This is a genomic window from Synechococcus sp. W4D4, assembly GCF_047716805.1.
In the GTDB taxonomy this organism is placed as follows: Bacteria; Cyanobacteriota; Cyanobacteriia; order PCC-6307; family Cyanobiaceae; genus Vulcanococcus.
In genome coordinates this window covers 1896548-1921980 of sequence record NZ_CP180404.1, presented here as the reverse complement: position 1 = coordinate 1921980, position 25433 = coordinate 1896548, and the positions used below count along the sequence as shown (strand labels likewise).

General features: G+C 63.7%; 31 protein-coding genes. 17 read left to right on the top strand and 14 right to left on the bottom strand.

The genetic code is table 11. From position 1 onward, the window contains the following. Positions 1-2: 2 nt before the first annotated feature. The 3 genes from psbE to ACLM42_RS10790 form a co-directional block, all read right to left on the bottom strand. Entirely contained in the window at positions 3-251 is a 249-nt protein-coding gene (gene psbE / locus ACLM42_RS10800) for a cytochrome b559 subunit alpha (RefSeq protein ID WP_185186410.1), read from the bottom strand. Between the two features lie 88 nt (positions 252-339). Beyond that, the gene (locus ACLM42_RS10795) at positions 340-1323 is read right to left on the bottom strand and encodes a photosynthesis system II assembly factor Ycf48 (protein ID WP_415399059.1); all 984 of its coding nucleotides are present in this window, start codon (positions 1321-1323) and stop codon (positions 340-342) included. A 9-nt stretch (positions 1324-1332) separates the two neighbouring features. Then, the gene (locus ACLM42_RS10790) at positions 1333-1734 is read right to left on the bottom strand and encodes a rubredoxin (protein ID WP_185186408.1); all 402 of its coding nucleotides are present in this window, start codon (positions 1732-1734) and stop codon (positions 1333-1335) included. A gap of 188 nt (positions 1735-1922) precedes the next feature. Here ACLM42_RS10790 and ndhC point away from each other — a divergent pair, with 188 nt between their 5' ends. Genes ndhC through ACLM42_RS10765 form a run of 5 tightly spaced genes read left to right on the top strand, consistent with a single transcriptional unit; the run spans position 1923 to position 4361 of the window. Further along, complete coding sequence (gene ndhC / locus ACLM42_RS10785) at positions 1923-2285, top strand: photosynthetic/respiratory NAD(P)H-quinone oxidoreductase subunit C (protein ID WP_185188387.1); 363 nt, start codon at positions 1923-1925, stop codon at positions 2283-2285. 33 nt (positions 2286-2318) lie between these two features. Further along, on the top strand, positions 2319-3041 hold the full coding sequence (gene nuoB / locus ACLM42_RS10780) for an NADH-quinone oxidoreductase subunit NuoB (RefSeq protein ID WP_185188386.1): 723 nt from the start codon (positions 2319-2321) through the stop codon (positions 3039-3041). A gap of 5 nt (positions 3042-3046) precedes the next feature. Then, positions 3047-3595: an NAD(P)H-quinone oxidoreductase subunit J gene (locus tag ACLM42_RS10775; RefSeq protein ID WP_415399058.1), complete on the top strand. Its 549-nt coding sequence runs from the start codon at positions 3047-3049 to the stop codon at positions 3593-3595. A gap of 5 nt (positions 3596-3600) precedes the next feature. Continuing rightward, positions 3601-3966 carry a nucleotidyltransferase domain-containing protein gene (locus ACLM42_RS10770; protein WP_415399057.1) on the top strand — a complete coding sequence of 122 codons (366 nt, stop codon included), beginning with the start codon at positions 3601-3603 and terminating at the stop codon, positions 3964-3966. Continuing rightward, a complete protein-coding gene (locus ACLM42_RS10765) occupies positions 3963-4361 on the top strand; it encodes a HEPN domain-containing protein (protein WP_415399056.1) in 399 nt (132 codons plus the stop codon). The genes ACLM42_RS10770 and ACLM42_RS10765 overlap by 4 nt, the downstream gene beginning before the upstream one ends. Here the strand turns inward: ACLM42_RS10765 and ACLM42_RS10760 are convergent. Beyond that, positions 4346-5773 (bottom strand): gluconeogenesis factor YvcK family protein, encoded by a 1428-nt coding sequence (locus ACLM42_RS10760; RefSeq protein ID WP_415399055.1) that lies wholly within the window; start codon positions 5771-5773, stop codon positions 4346-4348. The two genes, ACLM42_RS10765 and ACLM42_RS10760, sit on opposite strands and share 16 nt — an antisense overlap. 28 nt (positions 5774-5801) lie before the next feature. On the opposite strand from ACLM42_RS10760, the gene ACLM42_RS10755 reads away from it, so the two are divergent. Then, the gene (locus ACLM42_RS10755; protein ID WP_415400172.1) at positions 5802-6608 is read left to right on the top strand and encodes an ABC transporter ATP-binding protein; all 807 of its coding nucleotides are present in this window, start codon (positions 5802-5804) and stop codon (positions 6606-6608) included. Positions 6609-6613: 5 nt separating this feature from the next. Continuing rightward, positions 6614-7501 carry an MlaD family protein gene (locus tag ACLM42_RS10750; protein ID WP_415399054.1) on the top strand — a complete coding sequence of 296 codons (888 nt, stop codon included), beginning with the start codon at positions 6614-6616 and terminating at the stop codon, positions 7499-7501. Here the strand turns inward: ACLM42_RS10750 and bchD are convergent, their stop codons facing one another. Then, the gene (bchD, locus tag ACLM42_RS10745) at positions 7502-9562 is read right to left on the bottom strand and encodes a magnesium chelatase ATPase subunit D (RefSeq protein ID WP_415399053.1); all 2061 of its coding nucleotides are present in this window, start codon (positions 9560-9562) and stop codon (positions 7502-7504) included. It abuts the gene before it with no gap. Here bchD and folK point away from each other — a divergent pair. Then, positions 9561-10130 carry a 2-amino-4-hydroxy-6-hydroxymethyldihydropteridine diphosphokinase gene (folK, locus tag ACLM42_RS10740; protein WP_415399052.1) on the top strand — a complete coding sequence of 190 codons (570 nt, stop codon included), beginning with the start codon at positions 9561-9563 and terminating at the stop codon, positions 10128-10130. The genes bchD and folK overlap by 2 nt on opposite strands. Here the strand turns inward: folK and ACLM42_RS10735 are convergent. Further along, positions 10108-10956: an alpha-1,2-fucosyltransferase gene (locus tag ACLM42_RS10735; RefSeq protein WP_415399051.1), complete on the bottom strand. Its 849-nt coding sequence runs from the start codon at positions 10954-10956 to the stop codon at positions 10108-10110. The genes folK and ACLM42_RS10735 overlap by 23 nt on opposite strands. Continuing rightward, complete coding sequence (locus ACLM42_RS10730; RefSeq protein WP_415399050.1) at positions 10949-11797, bottom strand: glycosyltransferase; 849 nt, start codon at positions 11795-11797, stop codon at positions 10949-10951. The genes ACLM42_RS10735 and ACLM42_RS10730 overlap by 8 nt, the downstream gene beginning before the upstream one ends. Between ACLM42_RS10730 and ACLM42_RS10725 the strand changes: the two genes are divergently transcribed. Continuing rightward, a complete protein-coding gene (locus ACLM42_RS10725; RefSeq protein ID WP_415399049.1) occupies positions 11796-12356 on the top strand; it encodes an NUDIX hydrolase in 561 nt (186 codons plus the stop codon). The two genes, ACLM42_RS10730 and ACLM42_RS10725, sit on opposite strands and share 2 nt — an antisense overlap. Further along, positions 12356-13807, top strand: a complete 1452-nt coding sequence (locus tag ACLM42_RS10720; RefSeq protein WP_415399048.1) for an FAD-binding domain-containing protein — start codon at positions 12356-12358, stop codon at positions 13805-13807. The genes ACLM42_RS10725 and ACLM42_RS10720 overlap by 1 nt, the downstream gene beginning before the upstream one ends. Here the strand turns inward: ACLM42_RS10720 and ACLM42_RS10715 are convergent. The 3 genes from ACLM42_RS10715 to ACLM42_RS10705 are packed head-to-tail and all read right to left on the bottom strand — an operon-like array spanning position 13804 to position 16414. Then, a complete protein-coding gene (locus ACLM42_RS10715; protein WP_415399047.1) occupies positions 13804-14595 on the bottom strand; it encodes an FkbM family methyltransferase in 792 nt (263 codons plus the stop codon). The genes ACLM42_RS10720 and ACLM42_RS10715 overlap by 4 nt on opposite strands. A 5-nt stretch (positions 14596-14600) precedes the next feature. Beyond that, positions 14601-15818: a DegT/DnrJ/EryC1/StrS family aminotransferase gene (locus ACLM42_RS10710; protein ID WP_415399046.1), complete on the bottom strand. Its 1218-nt coding sequence runs from the start codon at positions 15816-15818 to the stop codon at positions 14601-14603. Between the two features lie 38 nt (positions 15819-15856). Beyond that, complete coding sequence (locus ACLM42_RS10705) at positions 15857-16414, bottom strand: thioredoxin family protein (RefSeq protein WP_415399045.1); 558 nt, start codon at positions 16412-16414, stop codon at positions 15857-15859. Between the two features lie 42 nt (positions 16415-16456). Between ACLM42_RS10705 and ACLM42_RS10700 the strand changes: the two genes are divergently transcribed. Continuing rightward, complete coding sequence (locus tag ACLM42_RS10700; RefSeq protein WP_415399044.1) at positions 16457-16942, top strand: hypothetical protein; 486 nt, start codon at positions 16457-16459, stop codon at positions 16940-16942. On the opposite strand, the gene ACLM42_RS10695 is transcribed toward ACLM42_RS10700, so the two are convergent. Both ACLM42_RS10695 and ACLM42_RS10690 read right to left on the bottom strand, forming a co-directional pair. After that, the gene (locus ACLM42_RS10695; RefSeq protein WP_415399043.1) at positions 16939-17412 is read right to left on the bottom strand and encodes a hypothetical protein; all 474 of its coding nucleotides are present in this window, start codon (positions 17410-17412) and stop codon (positions 16939-16941) included. The two genes, ACLM42_RS10700 and ACLM42_RS10695, sit on opposite strands and share 4 nt — an antisense overlap. After that, complete coding sequence (locus ACLM42_RS10690) at positions 17409-18317, bottom strand: FAD-binding domain-containing protein (protein WP_415400171.1); 909 nt, start codon at positions 18315-18317, stop codon at positions 17409-17411. Before ACLM42_RS10690 ends, ACLM42_RS10695 begins: the two co-directional genes overlap by 4 nt. A 112-nt stretch (positions 18318-18429) precedes the next feature. Between ACLM42_RS10690 and fabI the strand changes: the two genes are divergently transcribed. The 6 genes from fabI (at position 18430) to ACLM42_RS10660 (ending at position 23314) form a co-directional block, all read left to right on the top strand. After that, positions 18430-19209 carry an enoyl-ACP reductase FabI gene (gene fabI / locus ACLM42_RS10685; RefSeq protein WP_415399042.1) on the top strand — a complete coding sequence of 260 codons (780 nt, stop codon included), beginning with the start codon at positions 18430-18432 and terminating at the stop codon, positions 19207-19209. Between the two features lie 3 nt (positions 19210-19212). Beyond that, a complete protein-coding gene (locus ACLM42_RS10680) occupies positions 19213-20082 on the top strand; it encodes a bestrophin family ion channel (RefSeq protein ID WP_415399041.1) in 870 nt (289 codons plus the stop codon). A gap of 49 nt (positions 20083-20131) precedes the next feature. Next, the gene (hisB, locus tag ACLM42_RS10675; protein WP_415399040.1) at positions 20132-20734 is read left to right on the top strand and encodes an imidazoleglycerol-phosphate dehydratase HisB; all 603 of its coding nucleotides are present in this window, start codon (positions 20132-20134) and stop codon (positions 20732-20734) included. 55 nt (positions 20735-20789) lie between these two features. Continuing rightward, positions 20790-22232: a carotenoid oxygenase family protein gene (locus ACLM42_RS10670; RefSeq protein WP_415399039.1), complete on the top strand. Its 1443-nt coding sequence runs from the start codon at positions 20790-20792 to the stop codon at positions 22230-22232. Further along, on the top strand, positions 22232-22528 hold the full coding sequence (locus ACLM42_RS10665) for a YciI family protein (RefSeq protein WP_415399038.1): 297 nt from the start codon (positions 22232-22234) through the stop codon (positions 22526-22528). The genes ACLM42_RS10670 and ACLM42_RS10665 overlap by 1 nt, the downstream gene beginning before the upstream one ends. Before the next feature lie 93 nt (positions 22529-22621). Beyond that, entirely contained in the window at positions 22622-23314 is a 693-nt protein-coding gene (locus ACLM42_RS10660) for an SIMPL domain-containing protein (RefSeq protein WP_415399037.1), read from the top strand. Here the strand turns inward: ACLM42_RS10660 and rdgB are convergent. Beyond that, on the bottom strand, positions 23299-23901 hold the full coding sequence (gene rdgB / locus ACLM42_RS10655) for an RdgB/HAM1 family non-canonical purine NTP pyrophosphatase (RefSeq protein WP_415399036.1): 603 nt from the start codon (positions 23899-23901) through the stop codon (positions 23299-23301). The two genes, ACLM42_RS10660 and rdgB, sit on opposite strands and share 16 nt — an antisense overlap. Continuing rightward, positions 23901-25367 carry a phosphoglucomutase/phosphomannomutase family protein gene (locus tag ACLM42_RS10650; RefSeq protein ID WP_415399035.1) on the bottom strand — a complete coding sequence of 489 codons (1467 nt, stop codon included), beginning with the start codon at positions 25365-25367 and terminating at the stop codon, positions 23901-23903. The genes rdgB and ACLM42_RS10650 overlap by 1 nt, the downstream gene beginning before the upstream one ends. Positions 25368-25433: the final 66 nt, after the last annotated feature.

The window sequence follows — 25433 nt, the reverse complement described above, 5'->3', positions numbered from 1 at the left end:
GCTTATTTCAGGCGCTGGTCGAGTGAGGACTTGGCGTCATAGCGCTGACTAACCACAGGGGCCTTGGCGTCTTGAGCCTGGAAGTAAGCATCCGGACGAGGGGTGCCGAAGGCGTCGTAGGCGAGGCCGGTCGACACGAACAGGAATCCAGCCAGGAAGATCGACGGCAGGGTCACTGCGTGGATCACCCAGTAGCGGATGCTCGTAATGATTTCGAAGAACGGGCGTTCACCCGTAGAGCCGGCGGCCATGGTCTGGAAGCGTTCAGCTCGGAGATCCTAAAGGGAAGCCAGCGGCCAGCGAGATGAGTCTGGTCGCTTGGTTACAGAGAGTTGTCGCTCAGCCGATCCAGCGGAGCAGAGAGCCTCGCTCTCCTAGGACAAAGCCCTTGCCATCAGGGAAAAAGGCGATGTGGCTGAAGTTGGTGGGTTGCTTTTCGCCCACAGGATCCTTCTGCCAAGTTTTCCCCTCGTCCTGACTCACCAGCAGGGTTCCGCTGCCGCCCCCGGCCCAGATCGCACCGCTCGGATCCCAGGCCATATCGAGGTAGCCATAGCCATTCGTGATGGGCACCACGGGCTTGCTCCACTCGTCGGGGTTGGCGGCATCGTCGTTGAAGCGCAGCTGCGCGCCCCTGGCCACCATCCAGAGATTCCCATTGGGCTGGAAGCCCATCGCCTGCAGTCGTTGGCTGCTTTCCCGTTGGTGGGGGGTCCAACGGGCTTCCCCCTTGTTCCACGTCGCGAAGAAGTTGCCGAGGCTGCTCACACTGACGTAGTCGCCCTCTGGGCTACGGCGCAGATCACGCACCGCCCCAGCGGCGTCTTCCACTTGGGCCTGCCAGGAGCTGCCCGCATCATTGGTTCGATAAACAGCGCCGACATTGGTCGCTAGTTCTGCGCTGTCCTTCCCGAGGGCCGTGACCATGTACGGCTCGCCCGGCAGCTTGGTGTCGAGGAATAACCGGCTCCAATTTTGACCAGCGTCTTCGCTGTGGAGCAGAAGGCCGGGTTGACCGACGATCCACCCTTCGTCTCCCGAGAAGTCAACGCTGATCAGGCGGAAGTTTTCTTCTTCCGGAAGATCCAGGGCCATTTCGGTCCAAGACGCCCCGGCGTCGTTGGTCTCGAGAATCAAGCGGTTGCTGCCGACTAGGAACCCGTGCTGGCCGTTCGTGAAGGCCAGGTCCAGCGGGTTCGACTTCGTGTGGATGTCGACGGCTTCCCACGGACTGGCTTGTGCAGTTGGCAGTGAGGTGCTGACGCACCCAGTCAGCACAATCGTCACCAGGAGTGCGGTCAACGATGAGAGTAGGCGTTTCATCAATACAGCTCAGCGAAGGGAGTAGAGGGAGAGGAAAAAGGCGATCGCCAAAGCAAAGCCGCCAAAGATCAGGACATTCTTCTGGCCAGGCGTGAGGGTGTTCACTCCAAGGCCATAGCCCAGGTTCTCCTCAAAGCCGCTGGGCTTGTTCCGGGGACCGATGTCCTTAAACGCAAGTGTTTTGCTGCGGCAGACCGGGCAGCGAAACGTGTCGGGGTCGAGGGCGCTGAACGGCGTCCCGGCCTCGATAGCGAGTTTTTTGACGCCTTCATCGGGGTCGTAGACGAAGCCGCAAGCGCGGCATTCGAATCGATGCGTGTCAGGGTCGTCAGTGGCCTCAACAGCGATCTCGGTGCTCTCTGCTGTTGGTTCTGGCGAATTGAGTTCCTCCGGGAGGGTGTCCTCGCTCATCGGCAACCACTGATCAGTGAAGCGGACTTTAAGAAGGTCGAGACCGGTGAGGCAGCCTCTTCAAGTCTGAGCTTGCTTCTTCTCAGGCGTTCCCCCTACTGAGACATCGATTCTCTGAGCTTCCAGCCCGTTCCCAGTCCTGAGAGGTGGATGCCAGACTGCTCCCCAGGTTGGGCCGCTTTCGCCCTGTGTTCGTTCTCTCCGGTTACGACGCCTTCCTCGGCTTCCTGCTGATTGCAGCGGCGGTGCCTGTGCTGGCGCTCGTCACCAACAAGCTTGTCTCCCCCAAGTCACGTGTGGGCGAACGGGATCTCACCTACGAATCGGGCATGGAGCCCATCGGCGGTGCCTGGATTCAGTTCAACATCCGCTACTACATGTTTGCCCTGGTCTTCGTGATCTTCGACGTGGAGACCGTCTTCCTCTATCCCTGGGCGGTCGCCTTTCACCGCTTGGGGCTCCTGGCCTTTATCGAAGCCCTGGTCTTCATCGCCATCCTGGTGGTGGCTCTGGCCTATGCCTGGCGCAAAGGCGCCCTTGAGTGGAGCTGATCTGAGATGACCCCCTCCCCTGTCACATCCGGCATGGCCGAAGCCCTCTCGGTTGCGGCTCTGCGCGATCAACGCGAATCCAGCTGCAACCCTGTTGGTGCTCCAGCAGTTACCTCGGATCTTTCCGAGAACGTCATCCTGACAACCCTCGATGACCTGCACAACTGGGCCCGCCTCAGCAGCCTCTGGCCGCTGCTCTACGGAACCGCCTGTTGCTTCATTGAGTTCGCGGCCCTGATCGGCTCGCGATTCGACTTTGACCGCTTCGGCCTGGTGCCTCGCTCCAGCCCGCGCCAAGCGGACCTGTTGATCGTGGCTGGCACCGTGACCATGAAGATGGCTCCGGCCCTCGTGCGTCTCTATGAGCAGATGCCCGAGCCCAAGTACGTGATCGCCATGGGCGCTTGCACGATCACCGGTGGCATGTTCTCGGCGGACTCCACCACCGCGGTGCGCGGTGTGGACAAGCTGATCCCCGTCGATCTCTATCTGCCCGGTTGTCCGCCCCGTCCCGAGGCGATCTTTGATGCGGTGGTCAAGCTGCGGAAGAAGGTCGGCAACGAGGCCCTCTCGGAGCGCGGCAACCTGATGCCGACTCACCGTTATTTCACGGTCGCCCATGAGATGAAGCAGGTCGAGCCGATCGTGGATGGTCGCTACCTGCGCGCCGAAACCCAACAGGCGGCCCTTCAGGCTGCCGCTGGCCTGCCCGTTGCCGCCTCCGCCAAAGCCTCCATTCCCGCTGAGCAAGCCTGAGATCGATGCCTGAGGACACTGCTGCCGTTACTGCACCCCAGGCTGGCCCGGTCAGCCAGTGGCTCACCAGCCAGGGTTTTGATCATCAGCTGCTCGAGCCCGATCACCTCGGCGTTGAAGTGATTGGCGTTGATGCGCCCTTCCTTCCAGTTATCGCTGCGGCCTTGAAGGCATCGGGTTTCGATTACCTGCAGGTGCAGGGTGGCTACGACGAGGGCCCCGGTGGCCAGTTGGTGAGCTTCTATCACCTGGTCAAGTTGGCGGGCCTGGCTGATCAGTCCGCCGCTTCGCAGCACCTTCCTGCAGAGGTCAAGCCTGAGGAGGTTCGCCTCAAGGTCTTCCTGTCCCGTGATGGTGATCTCACGATCCCAAGTCTCTACCCGCTCTATCGAGGCGCCGACTGGCCCGAGCGTGAGACCTTCGACATGTTCGGCATTGGTTTTGAGGGGCATCCTCAACCCAAGCGCCTGTTGATGCCGGAAGACTGGAAAGGCTTCCCCTTGCGCAAGGACTACGTCCAGCCGGACTTCTACGAAATGCAGGACGCTTATTGATTGCGGTGGCCTCCGTCAGCCCACTGCAGCAGCTGCGCGATCAGCGTCACAGGAGCTGGCTCACCGCACTCCAGCAACAATTGGGTGAGGCTCTTGCCTCTGAGCAAGCCGACCCATCCCTCTGGGCCATTTACCTGTTCGGATCCCGAGCTCGCGGCGATTGGGACGGCTTCTCCGACACGGATCTCTTGGTGGTCGGTTGCGATCAGCCTCTAGCTGAGCGGATAGCCGAGCGCTTGCGTGTAGCTGGCATTGGTGATGACGTGGTGTCCATGGATCAGAGCCGCTGGAGTCAACTCGCCGCTGACCCCTCGCCTTACTGGTGTGGTGTGGCTCGAGATGCCCGGCGCTTAATGGGGGATCTGCCATGAACGCACGGCCTCAAGCCTGGTTCCAGCAAGCAACGGATGATTTGGCGGTGGCTCGACTCACACGAGACAACGGTTTTTTTGCCCAGTCTTGTTATCACTCCTCTCAGGCGGCTGAAAAAGCCCTCAAGGGTTTGTTGTTGGAGTTGGGCCAAGAACCGCCGCGCACCCATGTGCTCTCGCAATTGCTGGAGGCCTTGGCGAACCAGGGATTGAACGTTGATGCCTTGAAGGCACTGCCGCTCAACAACTTGAGCAGGATCAGTGCCACAAGCCGCTATCCACTTGATGCGACACCGCCGTCGGCGTTGTTCGATCTGGGCGACGCCGATCAAGCCATCGCCACGGCGACCTCAGTTCTGGAGCTTGTTCAAGAGCTGGATCAACCCCGCTCCTGAGTTTTCTCCTTGTCCCTGCGGTGCTTCTTGTAGAAGCGCATTACCGCTAGACCGACGCTGCGGGGGTCATGGCGCAGGGTTGAAGTCGGCCGCGCCCCCTGCAATGGAGCGATGGTGACGTCGTAGCCCTGGCTGCGCAGTTTCCGGCTGTCGCACTCGACAGGATCTGCGCCGCGCTGGCGGTAGTACTCCACCAGACTGGACGTTCCAAGGTCTTCCTGAGCCAGTACCGAGGAGAAGAGCCGCTGCTGGATCCCCAGGCTGGCCAGCTGCGACTCAATCGCCCGCAGGTGCCCTTCGACATCCAGTCCGTCGGTTTCTCCGGGCTGGGTCATCAAGTTGCAGATGTACAGGCGCGGGGCTTTGCTGCGGCTGATCGCCTGCACCAGCTCAGGCACCAACAGATTGGGCAGTAGCGAGGTGTACAGGCTCCCAGGCCCGAGCACGATCAGATCGGCATTGGCGATCGCTTCAAGGGCCTTGGGTAGAGCAGGAGGCCGCTCTGGGATGCAGCCCACCCGCACGATCGGGCTCGTGGCATGGCCGATCTGGGATTCACCTTCAATTCGGCGCCCATCGGCCAGTTCCGCCCAGAGCTTCACGTCGGCGTTGGTGGCGGGGACCACCGTGCCCTGCACCGCCAGAACCCGACTGCTGGCGGTGATCGCGCCCTCCAGGCTGCCGGTGATGGCGGTTAGGGCCGAGAGAAAGAGGTTGCCGAAGCTGTGGCCCTCAAGACCCGTACCTGCGCGGAAGCGGTACTGGAACAGCCGTGTCAGCAGAGGTTCCTCTGTGGCCAGGGCCGCCAGGCAGTTGCGGATGTCCCCTGGGGGTTGGACCCCGAGCTCCCGGCGCAACACGCCTGAGCTGCCACCGTCATCGGCCACTGTGACGATTGCCGTGAGGTTGCTGCTGTAGCGCTTCAGCCCGCTCAGCAGAGTCGAGAGTCCGGTGCCGCCGCCGATCGCCACGATCGAGGGGCCGCGGTTCAGACGGCTCTTAGCTGCCAGGGCATCCACCAGCAAGGTGTCGCGATCGGGCGCTAGTGCTTGTTGGATCGCCCCAAAGCTTCGGCTTTGTCCCAGCCAGATCAGGCCACCGCCCACCACGAGCACGAGCGGTCCGGTGAACTCCCGGGGAAGCACCGTGGTGATGTTGGCCAGGGACCAGCGGATGAACTCCAGCAGCCAGTAGATCGGCTGCAGGTCAGCCCAAACGGCGGCTCCAAGGAAGAGCAGGAACAGGCCAACGCCTGAGGTCAGCATCCAGCGCTTGACCACCAGCCCGGGCTGCAGCCAACGGGCGGCGCGCCTAGAACGGCTGACCAGGTCCTTCTGACGCAGATCGCCGTTGCCGACCCAGCTCGGGCGAGGTCTCGAGCGATTCCCTCTGCGCTGTCCTCGAGCCGGCATGGAGCCAGGTTACGGAGAAACCGCCAAGATGCCCCCATTCGTGAAGGATCCGGTGCAATCCACCCCAGTGGTCCAGATGGACGATGTCAGCGTGCGGTGGGGCCGCAACACGGTGCTGAGCGACGTCGACTTGACCCTGGACGCGGGAGAACGTTTGGCGGTGGTGGGCCCCTCGGGTGCGGGGAAGTCCACGATTCTGCGGCTCCTGTCGGGCTTGCTTTTGCCCAGCAGTGGTCATTTAGAGATCCACGGTGTGCCACAGACCTATCTGCGGCTGGATCAGCGCAACCCGCCCGATGTGCGGATGGTGTTCCAGAACCCGGCTCTGCTGGCCTCATTGACCGTTCGCCAGAACGTGGGCTTTTTGCTCGATCGCTTCAGTCGCCTGAGCGAGCGGGAGATTCGCGCGCGGGTGGCTGATGCCCTTGAGGCGGTTGGCCTGTCGGGGACAGAAGACCTCTACCCAGGAGAACTCAGCGGCGGGATGCAGAAGCGGGTCAGCTTTGCCCGCGCTGTGATCAGTGACCCCAGCCAATCAGCGGGGAAGGTGCCGTTGCTGCTCTTCGATGAACCCACCGCGGGCCTGGATCCGGTGGCCTGCACCCGGATTGAAGACCTGATCGTTCAAACCACCCAAATGGCCGGTGGCAGTTCGGTGGTGGTGAGCCACGTGATGAGCACGATTGAGCGCACCGCCGATCAGGTGGTCTTGCTCTACGACGGTTTATTCCGCTGGCAAGGAAGTGTGGAGGACTTTCGGACCACAACCAATCCCTATGTGCTTCAGTTCCGCACGGCTAGTCTCAGCGGACCGATGCAACCCGCGGAGCTCTAAACCCCATGCGCCGCAGTGTGAAAGAAGCAATCGTCGGCTTCACGCTGCTGGCGGCAGTGAGCTCGGCGGGGTTGTTCTGGCTTTGGCTCAAAGGGGTGTCGGTGAGCAATCGCACCTGGCGTTTCCAGGTCAATTTTTCTGACGCCGCTGGCTTGGCACCCCGCTCGGCGGTGACTTATCGCGGTGTATCCGTGGGGCACGTCCAGGAAGTGACACCCACGGCTACGGCGGTGGAAGTGCAGATCGATATCGATAAAGCCAACCTGCAGCTCCCCCAACCCCTGGAGGCGCGGGTGGAGGCGGCTTCGCTCTTGGGTGGGGATGCGGTTGTGGCCCTGACGGCGCCGATCAAGCCACTGCCCAAGGGAACCCCGGGCCCCAAAGCGATCAACTGCAACCATGCCCTGACGGTCTGCAACGGTTCCGTCATTCAGGGCAAGAGCGCCGCGACCTTGAGCCAGGTGACGGCGACGCTGCAGCAGCTGCTGGATCAGGCGGAGAAAGAGAAGCTGATTCCCAAGCTCTCCACAACGATCAGCAGCATCAACACCACGGCCCAAGAAGCCACGGCCTTCATGAAGGACGGTCAGGGGTTGATCGGCGAGCTCCAGACCACCGTTCGTGACGTCAAGCCGACGATCAACAACCTCAACGCGTCCACAGCGCACATCCTCAACTTCGTGCGGGCCCTGGATAACCCCAAGACCCTGAGCGAACTCAAGGGAACGGTTGCCAACTTGGAGGATCTAACCACCACCCTGGATCGGGTGGGCGGTGATATCGAGAAGCTCACCTCTGACAAGCGCTTCATGGATGGTCTGCGCAGCGTGGCGATTGGCCTGGGGGCCTTCTTTGACGAGGTTTATCCCGAGAAGACTGACACCAGCCGGTGATTAGACCCCGCTGATGGCCTCCATGGCGATCGCTGCAATCGCTTGATCGCTGGCCTTGGGCAGTTGTACGTACTTGCCGCCGGCGGAGTCGGCGAGGTCCTTGCCCATGCCGCTGCCGATGAACTTGCGCTCGGTGTCGATCACCAGCAGCTTGATGCCGAGAGATCTGTACTTGCTGGCCACCTGCTTGACCTCTTCCTTGAGATCCACCGGTTCTTCACCCTCCAGCTGGGGCTGACCCAGGGAGCGGCTCAGGGGCACGTTCCCGCGGCCGTCGGTGATGGCCACGACCACCACCTGGCCCAGTTCTCCAGTGGCCATGGCATTGGCACCGACCCGGGCGGCTTGGGAGAGTCCATGGGCCAGGGGCGACCCGCCGCCGCAGGGCATCGATTCCAGGCGTCTCCGAGCCGCGGTGATCGAGCGGGTTGGCGGTAGGAGCACTTCAGCTGCCTCCCCGCGGAAGGGGATTAGAGCGACTTCGTCCCGGTTCTCGTAGGCCTCGGTCAACAGGCGAATCACGGCACCCTTGGCGCTTTGCATTCGGTTCAGGGCCATCGATCCGCTGGCGTCCACCAGGAAGATCACCAGAGCCCCGGCTTTGCGCTGCAGTTGCTTGGCCCGCAGGTCCCCATCTTCCACGACGACCTTGCGGTGCGGTTCCCGCTCGCGTCGGGTTTTTTGATAGGGCGCAGCGGCCCGCAGCGTGGCGTCCACAGCGATGCGCTTGACCGGCCCACGGGGGAGCATCGGCTTGACGTAGCGGCCGCGTGAGTCGCTGAAGACAACCGCCCGGCTGCCGCTGCCACCGGTCTTCGCCTTGCCGGCATTGAACAGCAGGAGGTCCGGATCGATCGCGATCGCTTCAGGATCGAGCATGAACTCCTCGGGGATCGAGGGCGGCGCCTGATCTTCCGGGGTGTCCTCTTCGTCCTGCTCGTCCTCCTTCTCGTTGTCCTCTTCGGGTTCGTCGGGTTCTTGCTCCTGGTTGTCCTGGGGCTCCTCGCCCTGCGGCGGCGGTGGCGGCGGTGGGGGCTCCATCTGCTGATCGGGATCCTGCGGCGGCAGCTGCATCGCCCGCGGAGCGATCACCAGGCGCACTGCGACTTGAAGGTCTTCGGCTTCGACCTGGTCCCGGCCGCTGAGGGCGGCATGGGCCCGGGCGACGCGCACGGCATAGAGCTCGCTGCGATGACCTTCAACGCCGCCGCGCAGGGCCTCATTCACCAGATAGGCGATCTGCTCACGGCTGATCTGCACATCCGGCAGCCACTGGCGCGCCAGCAGTAGCTGGGTGGAGAGGGCGTCGGTTTCCTCTTGCCAGCGCTGGCGGAAGGCATCGCTGGATTCAGCGTGGCCGATGGCACTGCGGGTGATCTCGACCCGTTGATCCAGCTCCAGGACCTGGTTGGCCGAGAGGGCAATGGCAAAGCGATCCAGCAGGTGATCGCGGATGGCCCCCTCCTCTGGGTTGTAGGTGGCAATCAGCAGGCAGCGGCAGGGGTGCGAGAGACTCAGGCCCTCCCGTTCGACCCGGTTTTCGCCGCTCCCAATGGCCGCCAACAGCAGGTTGGTGACGTTGTCATCCAGCAGGTTCAGCTCGTCGACGTAGAGTACGCCGCGGTGGGCTTCTGCCAGCAGGCCCGGCTGGAAGACTGCTTCACCACTGGCGAGGGAGGCGGTGACATCGACCGAGCCCACCAGCCGGTCTTCGGTGATGCCAAGAGGAACCTGTACAAACGGGGCAGGAATGACCTTGGTGGGCAGCTCGGCCTCGGCTTCCCGTTCCGTCAGCCGCGCTCGCGTTGGGGCATCCCAGTCCTCCGGCGCTTGGGGATCGGTGTTCAGGCCGTAGCCCGCGACATCAAGGACGTCGATCGGCGGCAGCAGCGCATGCAGGCCCCGGGCCAAGACGGATTTGCCGGTGCCCCGTCCGCCGGCGATCACCACACCGCCCAGGCCGGGATCAACGGCGGCCAGCAGCAGAGCGAGCTTCAGGGTGCCGTGGCCGGTGATGGCGGCCAGGGGAAAGGCCCTGGCGGCAGTACCACTTGCAACCATGGAGACGCCGGAGGACTTCGTCGTGGGCGCCAGTCTCGCTGATCAAGGCCTGGCCATTGGGCTTGGTGCCAATTTGCCCAGCGCTGCGGGTGGACCGATCGAGACTCTGATCGCGTTGCGGCCCCGTTTGAGCGCCGAAATTCAGGTCTGTTTAGGCGAGGTGCGTCTGCGCTGGTCACCGCTCTTTCGCACGGCTCCGGTCGGTGGCCCACCGAACCAGCCTGATTACATCAATGCGGTGGTGGTCGTGGATCAGCCACCTGAGCCCACCGCGTCGGTGGCGCTTGGTTTACTTCGCCGGCTGCAGGCCTTGGAACTTCAATTTGGTCGGGTGCGAGAGGAGCGCTGGGGTCCTCGGACGCTGGATCTGGATCTGCTCTGGTGGGGGGCATTGCAGCTCCAAATACCTGAGTTGGAGCTGCCCCATCCCCGCTGGGCGGAACGGGCCTTTGTCTTGGCTCCGCTGGCTGCTCTCGACGGAGGCTTCGAGTCCCAGCTCGAGGAGGTCTTGGCTGGTGAGCAGCAGCCACCGCTACGGATGCCACCTACGGCTGGATGGGCAGGCTGATCCAGCTGGGCTTGCGCAGATCCCCCAGGGCCTTGCGGTTGGGATCGCTCAGCCACTGATCGGGGCAGATCACCAGTCGCAGCGCTCCAAAGGTTTCGCCGAGATGGGCGGCGATGGCAGAGAGGCTGCTGTTGCTGATCACCAGGGCCGGCATCGCGGTCATGGAGGCCAGGTCTTCTTCCGGTGTGCCGCTTGCGATCTGCAGTTCCCAGCTGGAATCGCTCAGGTGGGCTTGGCCCCAGTCCGGGTCATCGCTGAACAGCAGGATCCGGCGTTCCAGCTGCGGCATCTCCTCAAAGATCTGCTGGATGGCGCGGCGGTAGTAGTCCAGGGGCAAGGCCATGAAGCCGGAAGCAGGGTCGAGGTAGTCGCCGCGGCGTAGATGCACCCCGAGCCCTGCCTGTGCTCGGACCCGAGGCAGACGCCGGTGGACGTCTTGCCAGACCTCTTGAAACGGCGCCCCAAAGAGCAGCGGCGTTGTCCCGTGGGTGATCAGTCGATCCGGGGTCAGCGCCAACAGTTCTTCGCTGCTGCCCGCGGCGAGGAGTTGGGCGTCCGTCAGCGTCGACCGATCCAGGGGCTGCAGGCGTCGGCGGGCCCTTGCAAGGAGCCAGTGGTGCCAGACATTGTCGGCGGGACCGAGTAACGGACTGATCTGCCGTTGACTCAGCCCTCGCCTGGCGCGGCTCCAGGAGCGCATCAGGGTGCTGTCGATCCGCAGCTCGCGTTGCTGGCGCGCAGCCAGCGTTTTCGCCAGGACCCACTGCAGCAGCTGGTTTCCCAGGCCCCCTTGGATCAGCAGCTGCAGAGGTGTGGAGTTAGCCAAGGTTTACGAGCTTGTGGTTACCGCGCAGAAGGCCCAGTCCTGCCCGGATCCAGACGCTCCAACTGATCCCCAGGAGGCGCTCGATTTCAAGGATCGCCAGGCTGACGCGGGCCCGCGGCCATGGCCGCAAGTTGGGTTGGATGGCTTGGAGTGTCTGGAGGTCACGTCGGATCGCCCGGGGCGTCCGTGACAGATCCGACGGGGAGACGGTCGAAATCGCCAGCAGGGCTGGCAGGTATTGCCATTGCTGGGGCGGAATGCGCCCCATAAAGGCGGTGTCAGCGCAGACCTTCAATCGCTCGTCATAGGGCCCGAGCCGCTCGTGCAGTTCCCGGCGGTAGGCCAAAGCCTGGTGGCAGTGGACGGCTTCCGAATGAACTTCGATCGCCCAGGTCAGGCCGGGTGGCTGCATCGCTGAACGGCCCTGATAAGCCCAGACCGACGGGTCGTTGCTCTGCAGAGCCTCAGCCAAGGGTTGGATGCTGCCCAGTAGGTCTCCAGCATTGACGTAGATCAACCACCGACCACGGGCTTGGCGCCAGCCCAGGTTCATCGCCGGGTAGACCCCTTGGGGTTGCTGCCCGAGCACCCGAACCGGCAGCGCGCGTTGGTCTCGGAAGGCCTCGGCGACCTGACGTGAGCCATCGCTTGAGGCCCCATCCACGATCAGGAGCTCAGTCGGAAGCGTTCTCAGTACGCCCAGCTGCGCCTCGATTGACCGCAGTGTGCGCTTGAGACCGCGGAGTTCGTTCCGCACGACGGTCACGATGCTGAGCAGCGGAGCAGTCATCGGGAAAGCGGCTGCGCGATGCTGATGGCCATTGCCTTCAGATTGCCCCATGGCGCCACTGCCCGCTCCAGAGCCTGCGCGCCAGCTCGAGACCACGGCCAGCCTCGATGTACGCAAGCTGCGCTTTGAGGTCAATCGGATGGAGCTGCCGATGGGCGTCGAGGGAACCTTCGGAATGGTGAAGCACCCGGGTGCATCCTTGGCGGTGCCGGTGCTTGCCGATGGCCGTGTCGTCGTTCTGCGTCAGTACCGCTTTGCGGTGGCGACCCGGCTGTTGGAGTTTCCGGCCGGCACCTTGGATCCAGGCGAGACCCCACTGAGCACGATGCAGCGGGAACTGCAAGAGGAAGCCGGTTACTCCGCGACCCGTTGGGACGCGTTGGGGGCACTCTTGCCCTGTCCGGGCTACTCCGATGAGGTGATCCACCTGTTCTTGGCCCGTGCTCTCACTGAACTGAGCGAGCGGCCCCCAGGGGATGACGATGAGGACCTGGAGGTGGTGTTGATGACACCGGCGGAACTCGATCAGCTGATCGCCAGCGGGGACGAGTACCTCGATGGCAAGAGCGTGACCGCCTGGTTCCGCGCCAAACAAGTGTTGGGGATCTGATGGCAGCGGAGCGTTGGTTGTTTTGGCATCGCCGTGATTTGCGCCTGGCCGACAACCTCGGCTTGGCGGCCGCGGCTACGGCAACCCCTGCGGTCACCGGGGTGTTTGTGCTGGATCCGGCGATCCTCTCGGCGGCGGATATGGCGCCGGCACGGGTCTGGTTTCTGCTCGAGAGCCTGAAGGAACTCCAGGCCAATTGGCGCCAGGCTGGCAGTGAGTTGCTGTTGCTTCAGGGGGATCCTGCTGAGGTCTTGCCGCAGTTAGCCGAGGCGATCGGTGCGGGAGTCGTCGCTTGGAACCGTGATGTGGAGCCCTATGGGCGTGAGCGTGATCGGCGAGTGGCGGCGGCGTTGCAGGCCCAGGGCCAAAAGGTCCTGGTGGACTGGGATCAGCTCCTGGTGGCTCCTGAAACACTCAAGACAGGCGGCGGAGATCCGTACAGGGTGTACGGACCGTTCAAGCGCAACTGGTTTGGCCAGGTTGAGCACAGGGCTGCGGCCGGAGAGTTGGCGCTGCGGCCTGCCCCTCAGGGATTGTTGGCTCATGGGGCAGAGCTGCCAGAACGCTTGCCCTTGCTCCGAGAGCTGCCGTCCTTGGAGTCCCTTGGCAAAACCTTTGCTGGAGCGGATCTCTGCCCCTGTCGCCCGGGTGAGGCTGCGGCGCTGCAGCAACTTCAGGCTTTCTGTGATGGTGGCCCTCTGCTGTCCTACGAGCCCGGCCGGAACATGCCGGGAGAGGCGGGGACGTCGGGTCTTTCGGCGGCGTTGAAGTTCGGAACCCTCAGCCCACGTCAGGCCTGGGATGCGGCGCAGCAAGCCAAGGCCTTGGCCCGCAGCGATGAGCAGCACGAGTCGATTCAGGTGTGGGAGCAAGAGCTGGCGTGGCGCGAGTTCTACCAACAGGCGCTGTTCTATTTCCCGGAGCTCGCCGATGGTCCGTACCGGCCCCAGTGGAAGTTGTTCCCTTGGGAGAACGACCCCGAGCGCTATCAGGCCTGGTGCGATGGGCTGACGGGCATGCCGATCATTGATGCGGCGATGCGCCAGCTCAACGAGAGCGGCTGGATGCATAACCGCTGCCGGATGATCGTCGCCTCCTATTTGGTCAAGGACCTGATCTGCGATTGGCGCCTAGGTGAGACCGCTTTCATGGTCCGCCTCGTTGATGGGGATCTGGCGGCCAACAACGGTGGGTGGCAGTGGAGTGCCAGCAGCGGGATGGATCCCAAGCCCCTACGGATCTTCAATCCGGCGACGCAGGCCATCAAATTCGACCCAGACGGCGACTACATCCGCAGATGGCTACCGGAGCTCAAGCATGTCAACACCAAGGACCTGCTCAGCGGCGAGATCACCCCGATGGAGCGCCGCGGCTACCCCGCACCGATCGTCAGCCATAAGCAGCAGCAGGCGCACTTCAAGGCGCTCTATGCGTCCTTGCCGAAGGGCTAGATGAAGAGCTCTGTAACAATCTCACGGTGATGGATGGAGTCGAAGAACAAGATATTGTCTCCCGAGTGCTTGGCTAACTCATCGAGACTGAAAGCCGATGTGCGATTTTGTGTCGCAAGTTCTGATAATGGTGCACAGTGACTATATCCAAGAAGAGCGAATAGTTGGATGATGTTTCTCCAGCCTTCAGGGTCGCGAGTTGGTTCGTATTCAATAATGAAAAGAGGCTTGTTTGATTGGATGTAGTTTTTGGCCCCCTCGATGATTAAGGGCTCGGCTCCTTCGCAATCCATGAGCCAGAGCTCGGATCCTTGAATAGAGCCAAGGAATTGATCAACTTGAATGGTTGGAACTGTCTGTTTGTCCCAGGACGGTGTACCTGATAGGCCAGGGATTAGGGACCCCGCGGTTCCGGTTCCGAAGAAATCAGCTGTTCCGCGAGCGTTTGATAGTGCTGCTGGGATAGCGATGGAGCTGGACTTGTTTGCAGCTAGGTTTTTTCGAAGCCTTTTAAACATTTTGTCTTCGGGCTCAAATGCGATGCATGAGAGGCCGAGCTTTTCTGCTAGCAGGCAAAAGTAGCCAGCATTGGCTCCTGGGTTGACGAATCGTTTGAGTTTGGGTGAGAGGAGTTTGATCGCAATCTGAGTGCCAATTTCATCGGCTGAGTTTTCGAAGCGATCGAGTGATCCCTCAAATTTGAAGCCCTCTTTGCAGGTTTGAATGGGGAGTAGTGAATAGGCCTTGTCTCGTGCGCGCCTGTAGAAGGGTTTGAAGATGTTTCCCATCTGAACTATGCAGCGACTTTTAGGCTGTCTTGGCGAGTTGTTTGGCTGGTCAGTTCACAAAGAACTTCGATTACCCGACCCTGCTGCTCTGCGCTGAGTTCGGGGAAGATCGGGAGACTCAGGACCTCAGAGCAGAGGCGCTCTGTGATGGGCAGCGAGCCGGGCGCGTAGTTCAGGTGGGCGTAGGCCGGCTGCCGGTGGATCGGGATTGGGTAGTAAATGATCGTCGTGACCCCGGCGTCCTGAAGCTGCTGCTTGAGCCAGTCGCGGCAGCAGGCCTCGGGTAGGCCGAAGGTTGCGCTGTCGGCGGAGGGGGTACAAGTGGAGCCGCAGGCCGGGCTGGGGCTGCAGGCGGGAACGCGCACCACGAACTGATTCCAGCTGTGGCCGGCGGGACCGGCTTTGGGTAGGGCGAAGCCGTCGCTGCCGCTCAGCTCTGTGCGGTAGCGCTGGGCAATAGCCGTCCGCTTCTCGACCCAGCTGCTCAGGTGGGGCAGCTTGACGTTGAGGACGGCGGCCTGGATGGAGTCGAGTCGGCTGTTGTAGCCGAGTTCGCTGTGGAGGTAGCGGCGGGGCATCCCGTGCACCGCCAGTTCCCGCATGCGCTGGGCCAGGGCTTCGTCTTTGCAGGTCACGGCACCACCGTCGCCGGCACCACCGAGGTTCTTGGTGGGGAAGAAGCTGAAGCAGCCCACGTCGCCCCAGCTGCCCACGGGCCGTCCCGCCCAGCTGGCTCCGCTGGCTTGGGCGCAGTCCTCGACCACCTTCAGGTTGTGGCGCTTGGCCATGGAGCTCACTCGCTCCATGTCGACGGGCCGGCCGAAGAGATGGACCGGGATCAGTGCTTTGGTCGCCGGCGTGATGGCGGCCTCCACCTGATCCAGATCGATCAGATAGGAGCTTTCCTCAACGTCGACGAAGACCGGGGTGGCGCCCACCGCGCTGATGGCCTCGGCCGTGGCAAAAAAGCTGAAGGAGGCGGTGATCACCTCATCGCCAGGAGCAATGCCCAGACCGCGCAGGGCCAGGATCAAGGCATCGGTGCCGCTGTTGCAGCCCACGGCACAGGGGCTTGCCACGCTCTCGGCGAAGGCTTTCTCGAATGCCGCGATGACCCCTCCGCCGATGTATTGACCGCTACGGAGGACCTCTAAAACCGCTGCATCCAGCTCAGGCCCGAGCTGCTCAAGCTGTTCGGTGAGGCTGAAAGGGGGCACCTGCATGCCGGCAACCTTAAGGCCCAGATTCGGTTCTCGGCCTTTTAGGCCTCCTCCGGATGCCACTTGATGTTGCAGCCAATCGAGGGAAGCTGATCGGGGTTCACGGCTCGGCCCGCCAACAGGTCATCGATTGCAGCCCGTAAGTCCGCCCCGGTAAGAGGTTCGTCGTTGCCGGGACGGCTCCCATCCAGTTGGCCGCGGTAGACGAGCTGGTGCTGGCTGTTGAACAGGAAGAGATCGGGGGTGCACGCTGCCTGGAAGGCCTTGGCCACCGCTTGGCTGGCGTCAAAGAGATAGGGGAAGCACCAGCCTTGGCGTTCGGCCTGGGCCCTCAAGCCTTCGGGGCCGTCCTGGGGGTGGGTGATCGTGCTGTTGCTGGAGATCGCCACGATTTGCACCTGTTCGCCGTAGTCGCGCTCCAGGCGGCCCAGCTCGGGCTCGATGTGGATGACGTAGGGGCAGTGTGCACAGATGAACAGCACCAGCACTGGCTTGGACTCCAGCGCTGCGGTCTCCCAGCGTCCCCCCGTGGCCCGCTCCAGTGCGAACGCCGGCAGGGGCGTTCCTAGGGGCAACATTTCAGACGGGGTGAGCACCATGACAACGCCACCAGAATGGGGCTGATTGTGCCCTGAACTGCCTTGGGTTGGCCCCGTCCTGCAGCGGCTTTTCTGGCCTTGGCTCTGATGGGTTGCGTGCCCGCCCACCGCAGCGCCACTTGGACGATCTATCCCCTTCAGCGCTCCCAGCCCCACGACGGTTTGGCGGTGGTCAACCAGCCCGACGGCTATGGGCTGCACATCTGGCTCGCGACCGATACCCGCGAGACCGGAGTCTGTAAGCCCCGCTGGTTGGTGGATCCAGCCCGGCTCTTTAACGGCAACGGCAGCCGTCCCTTCAGCACTGGTTTGGCGTCGCGCGAGGAGTTTTTTGAGGCGGCAAACCGCAAGGACGTCCAGCGGGCGCTGCGGCAGGAGCTGCAAGCCCTCTGCCGCCAGCGCGCACCCAAGGCCCGTTGGCGGTGGGCGGCGCCACCCCGCAGCGCCGATGAGGTCACGGCTCCCGCCTTCCCGATGCTGGAGGAGCGGGATCTGCTCAGTCCCCCTGGGGAGAACGCAGCTTCCTAAGCCTGCGGCGCCCAGTCGGCCCAGACCTCCCGTTCGGCTTGCCTCCAGTAGCGGCTAAAGCGCCCCAGATTCACGGCCCCGTCGAGCTCGACGAACGGCACCGGATCCAACTGCACGACCGGTAGGGCTCGCTCGAGTTGGAGGCAGATGCTTTCCACCCGGGGATCGACGCTGGAGCTCGTGACGATGCCATCGGCCCCATGGGCCTGGGCAAAGCGCAGGACCTCATGGGCCACATCCCCGTGGCGCAGGCTGACCGGCAACTCCAACAGGCATTCATACAGAAAGCCGATGCGCTTGAGGCTGACGGCCTCCGGCGCGGCGTCCTGGGGATCGGCGGTGGTGGGGCTCTTGCCCCGCAGCAGCTCGCGGTCGAAGACGAACACGGCCGGCTGACCGGGGTGGGCCAATAAAGCAGGGTTGCTGGGGCCCAGGGCGTCGCCGTGCAGCCAAAGAATCGGATGGTTCATCGGTTCGGTTTGGCGGGGCGGCTGAAGGCGGAGGCTTTGGAGCTCGAGGGGCGTTGGCGGCGGTTGGGGCGATCACCCGTGTCGCGGATGGCGGCTTGCTGCTGGAACAGGCGTTGTTCGAGCTGCTCGTAGCTGGCCTCAAACGGGCAGCCCTTGGCGCGCAGTCCGCAGTCCTGGCAATAGCGGCCGTCGCTATAGCGCTCCAGGTTCGAGCGGTTGAAGAAGTAGGGCTTGTGGCTGAAGCTGCTGGCCACCCACTGCCAGCTGAGGTTGTTGCTGGCCGGGTCTCCATCCAGCAGATGGCGCAGGAACCACTGGGCGCCTGCTTGCCAGCGGATCCGCCGCCAGTGGACGACGTAGGCCGCCAGCCACATCCGGGCGTGGTTGTGGAGCCAGCCGGTCTGGTGCAACTCCTGGATGAAGCCGTCCATGCAGGCCAAACCGGTCTGACCTTCGGCCAGATCCGCCGGCAGTGTCTCGGCGTAGGCCCCGGGGTGATGACCGGTCTTGAGGGGTTCTTGATCCCTCCAGATCCCGTCGCCCAGTTGAGCCCAGAGGCGCTGCCAGTAGTCGCGCCAGCCCAGCTCATTGATCAGCTTTTCACTGGTCTGCCGTTGCTTGGTGCGGGCGAAGACGGCATCCCGCACCTCCGCCAGGCTGATCGCCCCATGGCGGATGTAGGGCGAGAGCCGGGTGACGGGACCACTGAGGAAGTTGCGGGCCTTGGTGTAGCGCTCGGGCTTGACCTTGTTCAGCAGAGCCTCGGCTTGATGGCGGCCTCCTTGGATCGGGCTCAGGTTGCCGCTGGCCTCGGGAAAGAGCTGTTGCAACGCGCGCTCGAGCTCGCTGCGGTCTGTGAATTGGCGGGGAAGATCGCCCGGGTGCTCATCCCAGTTCAGGGGCACTCCGCGCAGGGAGGGACTAGCCAACGGCGGGGTCTTGGGGGCCGTTGATCCTGCCCGGTTGAGTCCACGGCCGTGGCTGGGTGAGAATCCCCCGATCGCAAGTGCCCGATTCATGCTCCTCGATCTGCGCGGTAAGAAGGCCCTCGTCACGGGCATCGCCAACAACAAGTCGATCGCTTGGGGCATCGCCCAGCAGCTGCACGCCGCCGGTGCTGAGCTCGGGGTGACCTACCTCCCCGATGAGAAAGGGCGCTTTGAAGGCAAGGTGCGTGAGCTGACCGCGCCCCTGGCTCCGACCCTGTTTGAGCCCCTGAACGTCCAGGATCCGGCTCAGATCGAGGCGGTGTTTGCCAAGGTCAAGGAGCAGTGGGGTCAGATCGATGTCCTCGTGCATTGCCTGGCCTTCGCCGGTAAGGACGAGCTGATCGGTGACTACTCGAACATCTCTCCCGAGGGCTTTGCCCGGGCCCTCGAGGTCAGCGCCTACTCCCTGGCACCGCTCTGCAAGCACGCCAAACCGCTCTTCAGCGAAGGCGGCAGTGTGATCACCCTCAGCTACCTCGGCGCTGAGCGTGCGATCCCTAACTACAACGTCATGGGCGTAGCCAAGGCTGCTCTGGAAGCCTCCGTTCGTTACCTGGCCGCTGAGCTGGGCGAGAAGCAGGTGCGCGTGAACGCCATCAGTGCCGGTCCGATCCGCACCCTGGCCAGCTCGGCCATCGGCGGCATCCTCGACATGATCCACAACGTCGAAGAGAAGGCTCCCCTGCACCGCACTGTCACCCAGGACGAGGTGGGCGGCACCGCGGCGTTCCTGGCCAGCAACCTGGCCTCTGGCATCACCGGTCAAACCATCTATGTCGACGCCGGTTACTGCATCACCGGCATGTGAGCGATGCTGCGCCAGGTCGGCCCACTCGGCAGTTTCAAGGTTGCGGCCTATTTGCTTCGGCATCTCTGGTTGGATCTTTTGCTCGCTGGTGCCCTATGCGCCGCCAGCGTTCCTTTGAATCCGCTCCTGGCTAAGAAATTCGCCCCAGAGGTGCTTTTGCCGATCTGGGGCATCGCCGTATCGGTGTTCATCGGTTTTCGCCATGGCCAGGCCTATGAGCGTTGGTGGGAAGCCCGCAAGCTCTGGGGCGCTTTGTTGAACCACAGCCGCAGCTGGCGCGATCAGTTGAGTGCATTGATGGTTGACTCGGCGACTCCCCTGCTTCAGCAGCAGGCGATGTTGCTTTGGGTCATCAACCTGGAACTCCGTGGGCGCTCCCATCCCGTTGCCCGAAGGGCACTAGCGGCCCTGGACTGGAACGGCTCATCGGCTGATGCCTTGCTGCAATCGCAGGCCCAGGCAGTTGCTGACCTCTACCGCTCAGGGGCGATTGATAGCTGGGGACGGCTTCAGCTGATGGATGTGCACGCCCGAACCGTTGATGCCCTTGGTGGCCTCGAGCGCATTCGGAATCACCCTTTACCTGCTCCCTATGACGTGTTTGTACGGGTTGCGGTTTGGAGTTTCGGCTATCTGCTGTTCCTGCGGATGGATGCCCTCTACGCCCCTTACGGAGGCTGGGTGGGCTGGGTCGTGATGTTGCTGTTCATTGCTGTGGAGCGCTTGGGGGCGTTTATCGAAACGCCCTTTTCACCCGCTGATCTCGCCCTACCGATGAATCGGATCAGCGCAGCCGTGTCGCGTTTGCTGCTTTCGAGCGAGCATCCCGCCGCCCAGACGCCGGACTCTGAGCGAGCTCTGATCTGGACCTGAGCTTGCGCGATTCGCGATGATCGAAGCCAGCTGAAGGCACGCGTCACACATGCGTACGGGCGAAATCCATCGCGTGACCGGTGAAACCGATGTGCGCGTCAAGCTGAATCTCGATGGCACGGGCCAATGCAGTGCCAGCACGGGGGTGCCCTTCCTCGATCACATGCTTCACCAGATCAGCAGCCATGGGCTTGTCGATCTGGAGATCAAGGCCGTGGGTGACACCCACATCGACGATCACCACACCAATGAGGACGTGGGCATCGCCGTGGGCCAAGCCTTGGCCCAGGCCCTGGGGGACCGGCGCGGGATTCACCGCTTCGGTCATTTCGTGGCGCCCTTGGATGAGGCATTGGTGCAGGTGGCCCTCGACTGCAGTGGCCGCCCGCACCTGAGCTTTGGCCTGCAGATTCCCGCTCAGAAGATCGGCAGCTACGACACCGAGCTCGTCAAAGAGTTCTTCGTGGCGGTGGTGAACAACTCCGGTCTCACCCTGCACATCCGCCAGCTGGATGGGGTGAACTCGCACCACATCGTTGAGGCCTGCTTCAAGGCCTTCGCTCGGGCCCTGCGCTTGGCCACCGAGGTGGACCCGCGCCGGGCTGGAGCTGTTCCCAGCAGTAAGGGCGTGTTGGAGCGCGCGGGCGCCTAGGCCCGCTTAACACTCCGTTACGCGATGATGGCGAAGTCGCTCTGCGTCTTCGCCCATGACCGTCGCCCCTGCTCTCGGCTACGACCGCTCGGATTGGGCCAGTGCCTTCCGCAATGTCGGGGTAGAGCTCGATGGGGTGGCGCTGACTGCCGCCCGCGGCGCGGTTCCGGCTGAGCTCAAGGGCACGCTCTACCGCAATGGTCCTGGCCGGCTCGAGCGTGGCGGGCAGTGGGTGCATCACCCCTTCGATGGCGACGGGATGATCACGGCCCTGCGGTTTGAGGACGGTCAAGTCCAGCTGCGAAATCGTTTCGTGCGCACGGAAGGCTTCGAGGCAGAAGAGCAGGCCGACAAATTTCTCTACCGGGGTGTCTTTGGCACCCAGAAGCCCGGCGGACTGGCCGCGAATGCCTTTGACCTGCGGCTGAAGAACATTGCCAATACCCACGTGGTGCGGCTGGGGGATCAGTTGCTGGCGCTCTGGGAAGCCGCCGAGCCCCATGCGCTGGACCCCGAGACCCTGCAAACCAGTGGTTTGAGTCGGCTGGACGGATTGCTGAAGCCCGGTGAGGCGTTCAGTGCCCACCCGCGCTTTGACCCGGGTCACCACGGCGAACCGCGGATGGTGACCTTTGGGGTCAAGACCGGCCCCCGCAGCACGATTCGGTTGATGGAGTTCTCCAGCAGCGGTGCGCTGCTGGCGGACAGCCGCCACAGCTTCAAGGGCTTTGCCTTCCTGCACGACTTCGCGATCACCCCGAACTGGGCGGTGTTCCTGCAGAACGCGGTGGCGTTCAACCCGACTGGTTTTGTCCTCGGTCAAAAGGGTGCAGCCCAGTGCCTGGCCTCGAAGCCTGGGGAGAAGGGACAGTTCTGGCTGATTCCCCGCAGTGGTGAGGGCAAGCCGCTGCAGATCTCGGCCCCTGAGGGCTTTGTCTTCCACCACCTCAACGCCTTTGAGGAGGGCGAGGAGCTGGTGGTGGATTCGATTTACTACGACGATTTCCCCTCGATCGGTCCGGATGTGGACTTCCGCCAGGTCGATTTCGAATCGATCCCGGAGGGTCAGCTGGTGCGCTGCCGCATTCACTTGACCAGCGGTGCGGTCAGCACGGAAGTGCTGGAGGCCCGCACCTGCGAGTTCGCGATGGTCAACCCCGAGCGGCAGGGTTTGGACGCCCACTACAGCTGGATGGCGGTGGCGGAGCGGGAGCGCGGTAATGACCCGCTGCAGGCGATCAAGAAGTTGGATCTCAGCACGGGTGCAGGCCGGGTTTGGAGTGCGGCGCCCCGTGGCTTTGTTAGCGAGCCCGTGATGGTGCCGCGCCCTGGTGCGACGGCGGAGGATGACGGCTGGGTGCTCTGCCTGGTCTGGAACGGTGCCCGCTGTGCCAGCGATCTGGTGATCCTGGATGCGGCCAGCCTGGCGGAGGTGGCGGTGTTGGAGCTCCCCTTGGCGGTGCCCCATGGCTTGCATGGGAGCTGGGCCCAGGCCTGATGCCCTGGTTCATCAAAACCGAGCGCTTCCTGCGGCCCTACGCCCAGATGAAAACCCACCTCGAGGCCCATCGCCGCTGGGTCGAGCAACGGCGCGCTGACGGTGTCATTCTCAGCAGCGGCTATCTGGTGGATGGCGAGGGTCAGCCCGGTGGCGGGGGATTGCTCTTGCTGCAGGCTGCGGATTACCGCGAAGCCGAAGCGCTGATTCAGCAGGATCCGATGCTCCTCAGTGGCGGGGTGGAGTGGACGCTGCAGCAGTGGCGCCCAGCGGTGGGCGATCTCGGGGTGATCTGAGGGGCCAGTTGGATTTAGTCGCAGCTGCGGCTGGGTCGGGTTGTGACCGCACCCTCGATCGCCCTTAGACCGGAATCATCAGCTGTTTGAGCCATGGTCCGTCTGCGTTCTGCCGCCTTCGGCCTCGCTCTGTTGCCCGCCCTGATGATGCCTTCACCTGCCCAGGCCGGGGGTGGTGATCGCTGCGGCGGCACCCTCTATCAACTCCAGGTCAGCCAGAGCGGCACGACCGCCTTCGATCGCTTCCGCTTCAACCTGGACCTCTCGGCGGAGGCTGCGACCAAGGCCGAGGCGATGCAGCAGCTCAATGCCCGGCTTGAGCGACTGCGCTCCGCTTTGACGCCCCTGGTGAGCGGGCGGATCACGATCCCGGCGCCCAGGACCTACGCGATTGGTGGGGGTAGCGCCGGGCCGCGGCGTCAGCGGGCGACGACCAACGTCTCCGGCGAGGTCAGCAAGGCGAACTACGACGCCTTGATTCAGGCCGCCGGCAAGCTGCCGGGAGTGAACCTGAATGGATTCACCTCCTTGGCCGCGAGTGGCAGTGCGGAGACCGTGCAAGCCCAATTGATGCGCCAGGCTCTGGTGGATGGCAAGCGCCAAGCCCAGGCCACGGCCGATGCCCTTGGACTGCGCCGGGTTCAGCTGCTGCGGATTAATCAGCGCGGTGGCACTTCCCCGCGGCCGGTGGCGATGAACCGCGCTTTCTCGGCCAGCTTCAACCCTGATGAAGCGCCCGCGCCGCGCAACTCGGTCAGCCTGGCCTTGGATTACTGCCTGTCGTGAGCCAAGAGGGCTTGCAGTTGGGGTCTCAGGGCGGCGAAGGCGCGGCCCCGATGCCCCAACTCCGCTTTCAGTGCCTTGGGCATTTCCGCAAAGGTGAGCTGCGCTTCCGGCACAAAAAAGATGGGGTCATAGCCAAAGCCGCCCGCACCGCGGCATTCCGTCAGGATTTGTCCGGGGCAGTGCCCTTCCACCTCAAGCACCACCTGCCCGCTGGGGTCGGCGAGGGCTAGGGCAGCGGTGAAGCGGGCTGAACGAGAGGTTGGGTCTTGGGCGCCGGCTGCGCTGAGCTCCTGGAGCAGCCGCTCAATGCGTGCGGCATCCGTGGCGGCGTAGCGGGCCGAGTGCACTCCAGGCGCGCCACCCAAGGCATCCACGCTCAGACCGGAGTCGTCGGCCAGGGCCCACTGCCCTGTCGCTTGGGCAACGGCTTCGGCTTTCAGGCGGGCGTTCGCGGCAAAGGTGTCACCGGTCTCCTCCACCTCAATCCCTTCAGGCTGGGGTTGGGTGTTGAGGCCCAGGTCTTCCAGGAGCTGGCTGAACTCACGCACCTTGCCGGCGTTGCCGCTGGCGATCACCAGGGTGGTCATCAGATCCCCTCGGCCAGCTGGCGGGCCCAGCTGAGTACTTCAGCCACGCGTGCCTCGCTTGGGGCCTCGCAGTAAAGCCGCAGCAAGGGCTCGGTGCCGGAGAAGCGCAGCATCAACCAGTGGCTTGGGCCCAGGCGCAATTTCACTCCGTCGGTCGTGATCACCTCTTGCACCACGGCTCCGGCGACCTCCGCCGGCGGCGTGCTGGCCAGGTACTGCTCGAGCCGTTGCCGGGTGGCCATGTCGCGCAGGCGCAGGTCCAATCGGTCGTAGGCCGCGGCGCCACCGCAGCGCTCCTGGAGTTCGCTGACCCGGACGCCGAGGGGCTGGCCTCCCTCCACGAGGGCCTCAATCAAGAGCAGCGCGGCGTAGAGGGCATCGCGCTCCGGCAGGTGGCTACCGAAGCCCACACCGCCCGACTCTTCGCCGCCCACCAGCACGTCACTGCTGAGCATTTCGGCGGCGATGTACTTGAAGCCCACGGCTTTTTCCAGCACGGGCCTACCTAGGTTCTCGGCCACCAGTTGCATCAGGTCCGAGCCGCTCACTGTTTTGACGACCGAACCGCTCAGCCCCTTGGCGCGGGCCAGGTGATCGATGAAGAGCGGCATCAGCAGTTGGGTGCTGCAGAAGCGTCCGTGTTCATCCACCGCAGCGATGCGATCGCCATCGCCGTCAAACACGATGCCCACCGCTGGCCGGCCGGCCAGGGTCGAGGCCCGCACCTCCGCGATCAGCTGCTGCAGGTAGGGGGCCAGGGGTTCCGGTGGATTGCCGCCGAAGAGGGGGTCGCGGTTGGAGCGGATTTCCCGCAGGTGATCGCTTTGGGCGGCGCCCTCCAGCAGGCGGCTGAGGCCCCCCGCAGCTGAGCCGTGCATGGGATCAACGATCACTTGGAGTCCCAGGCGCTCCAGGCCATCGCTCAGGGCCTGGGTGTCGACCTTGGCTTTCAGGCCGGCCAAGTAGGTCCCCATGGCGTCAAAGCGCAGGGTTTCCCCGTGGATCGGCACGGAGATGCCGCCGGCCTGCAGCCGCCGCTCCACGCGCTGGGTGAAGTCCCCTTCCACCGATCCCCCGAAGGGGCCCTTGATCTTGAGGCCCAGCCACTCCGGCGGGTTGTGGCTCGCGGTGATGACGAGTGCACCAAGGGCTTGCCGCTCCACCACAGCCCAGCTGGCGGCCGGAGTGGGGATGGGCGCCTCCGCAAGCACCGGCACCAGGTCGGCTCCACGGACGGCGCTGCAGATCGCCTCGGCGAGTTCAGGAGCGAGGAAACGGCGGTCGTAGCCGATGACCACTTCGCGGCTGTTCAGGTTGGCTGGGGCCGAAGCCTCCAGCTCACGCGCCGAAGCCGCCGCTACCGGCAGCAGCCTCTCGACGGTGATGTCCACGCCGAGGATGCCTCGCCAGCCATCGGTGCCGAAGGCGATCGGGCTGGCCTCCAAGGGCAGGGGCGCTGAAGCCATCGGAGCAGGGCACGGGCGTTATCCATGGTGCTAGCAGCCCGCCTCACCGCCTGCGTCGATCCAGGT

Bases quoted from the DNA above. Each gene is read 5' to 3' on its own strand.
- ACLM42_RS10790 (WP_185186408.1), bottom strand. From the start codon at position 1,734: ATGAGCGAGGACACCCTCCCGGAGGAACTCAATTCGCCAGAACCAACA.
- ACLM42_RS10760 (WP_415399055.1), bottom strand. From the start codon at position 5,773: ATGCCGGCTCGAGGACAGCGCAGAGGGAATCGCTCGAGACCTCGCCCG.
- ACLM42_RS10755 (WP_415400172.1), top strand. From the start codon at position 5,802: ATGCCCCCATTCGTGAAGGATCCGGTGCAATCCACCCCAGTGGTCCAG.
- bchD (WP_415399053.1), bottom strand. From the start codon at position 9,562: ATGGTTGCAAGTGGTACTGCCGCCAGGGCCTTTCCCCTGGCCGCCATC.
- ACLM42_RS10695 (WP_415399043.1), bottom strand. From the start codon at position 17,412: ATGAACCATCCGATTCTTTGGCTGCACGGCGACGCCCTGGGCCCCAGC.
- ACLM42_RS10775 (WP_415399058.1), top strand. From the start codon at position 3,047: ATGCCTGAGGACACTGCTGCCGTTACTGCACCCCAGGCTGGCCCGGTC.
- ACLM42_RS10650 (WP_415399035.1), bottom strand. From the start codon at position 25,367: ATGGCTTCAGCGCCCCTGCCCTTGGAGGCCAGCCCGATCGCCTTCGGC.
- ACLM42_RS10710 (WP_415399046.1), bottom strand. From the start codon at position 15,818: ATGCAGGTGCCCCCTTTCAGCCTCACCGAACAGCTTGAGCAGCTCGGG.
- hisB (WP_415399040.1), top strand. From the start codon at position 20,132: ATGCGTACGGGCGAAATCCATCGCGTGACCGGTGAAACCGATGTGCGC.
- ACLM42_RS10720 (WP_415399048.1), top strand. From the start codon at position 12,356: ATGGCAGCGGAGCGTTGGTTGTTTTGGCATCGCCGTGATTTGCGCCTG.
- ACLM42_RS10670 (WP_415399039.1), top strand. From the start codon at position 20,790: ATGACCGTCGCCCCTGCTCTCGGCTACGACCGCTCGGATTGGGCCAGT.
- ACLM42_RS10665 (WP_415399038.1), top strand. From the start codon at position 22,232: ATGCCCTGGTTCATCAAAACCGAGCGCTTCCTGCGGCCCTACGCCCAG.
- ACLM42_RS10730 (WP_415399050.1), bottom strand. From the start codon at position 11,797: ATGGGGCAATCTGAAGGCAATGGCCATCAGCATCGCGCAGCCGCTTTC.
- ACLM42_RS10660 (WP_415399037.1), top strand. From the start codon at position 22,622: ATGGTCCGTCTGCGTTCTGCCGCCTTCGGCCTCGCTCTGTTGCCCGCC.
- folK (WP_415399052.1), top strand. From the start codon at position 9,561: ATGGAGACGCCGGAGGACTTCGTCGTGGGCGCCAGTCTCGCTGATCAA.
- ACLM42_RS10715 (WP_415399047.1), bottom strand. From the start codon at position 14,595: ATGGGAAACATCTTCAAACCCTTCTACAGGCGCGCACGAGACAAGGCC.
- ACLM42_RS10705 (WP_415399045.1), bottom strand. From the start codon at position 16,414: ATGGTGCTCACCCCGTCTGAAATGTTGCCCCTAGGAACGCCCCTGCCG.
- fabI (WP_415399042.1), top strand. From the start codon at position 18,430: ATGCTCCTCGATCTGCGCGGTAAGAAGGCCCTCGTCACGGGCATCGCC.
- ACLM42_RS10765 (WP_415399056.1), top strand. From the start codon at position 3,963: ATGAACGCACGGCCTCAAGCCTGGTTCCAGCAAGCAACGGATGATTTG.
- ACLM42_RS10750 (WP_415399054.1), top strand. From the start codon at position 6,614: ATGCGCCGCAGTGTGAAAGAAGCAATCGTCGGCTTCACGCTGCTGGCG.
- ACLM42_RS10680 (WP_415399041.1), top strand. From the start codon at position 19,213: ATGCTGCGCCAGGTCGGCCCACTCGGCAGTTTCAAGGTTGCGGCCTAT.
- nuoB (WP_185188386.1), top strand. From the start codon at position 2,319: ATGGCCGAAGCCCTCTCGGTTGCGGCTCTGCGCGATCAACGCGAATCC.
- psbE (WP_185186410.1), bottom strand. From the start codon at position 251: ATGGCCGCCGGCTCTACGGGTGAACGCCCGTTCTTCGAAATCATTACG.
- rdgB (WP_415399036.1), bottom strand. From the start codon at position 23,901: ATGACCACCCTGGTGATCGCCAGCGGCAACGCCGGCAAGGTGCGTGAG.
- ACLM42_RS10795 (WP_415399059.1), bottom strand. From the start codon at position 1,323: ATGAAACGCCTACTCTCATCGTTGACCGCACTCCTGGTGACGATTGTG.
- ACLM42_RS10725 (WP_415399049.1), top strand. From the start codon at position 11,796: ATGGCGCCACTGCCCGCTCCAGAGCCTGCGCGCCAGCTCGAGACCACG.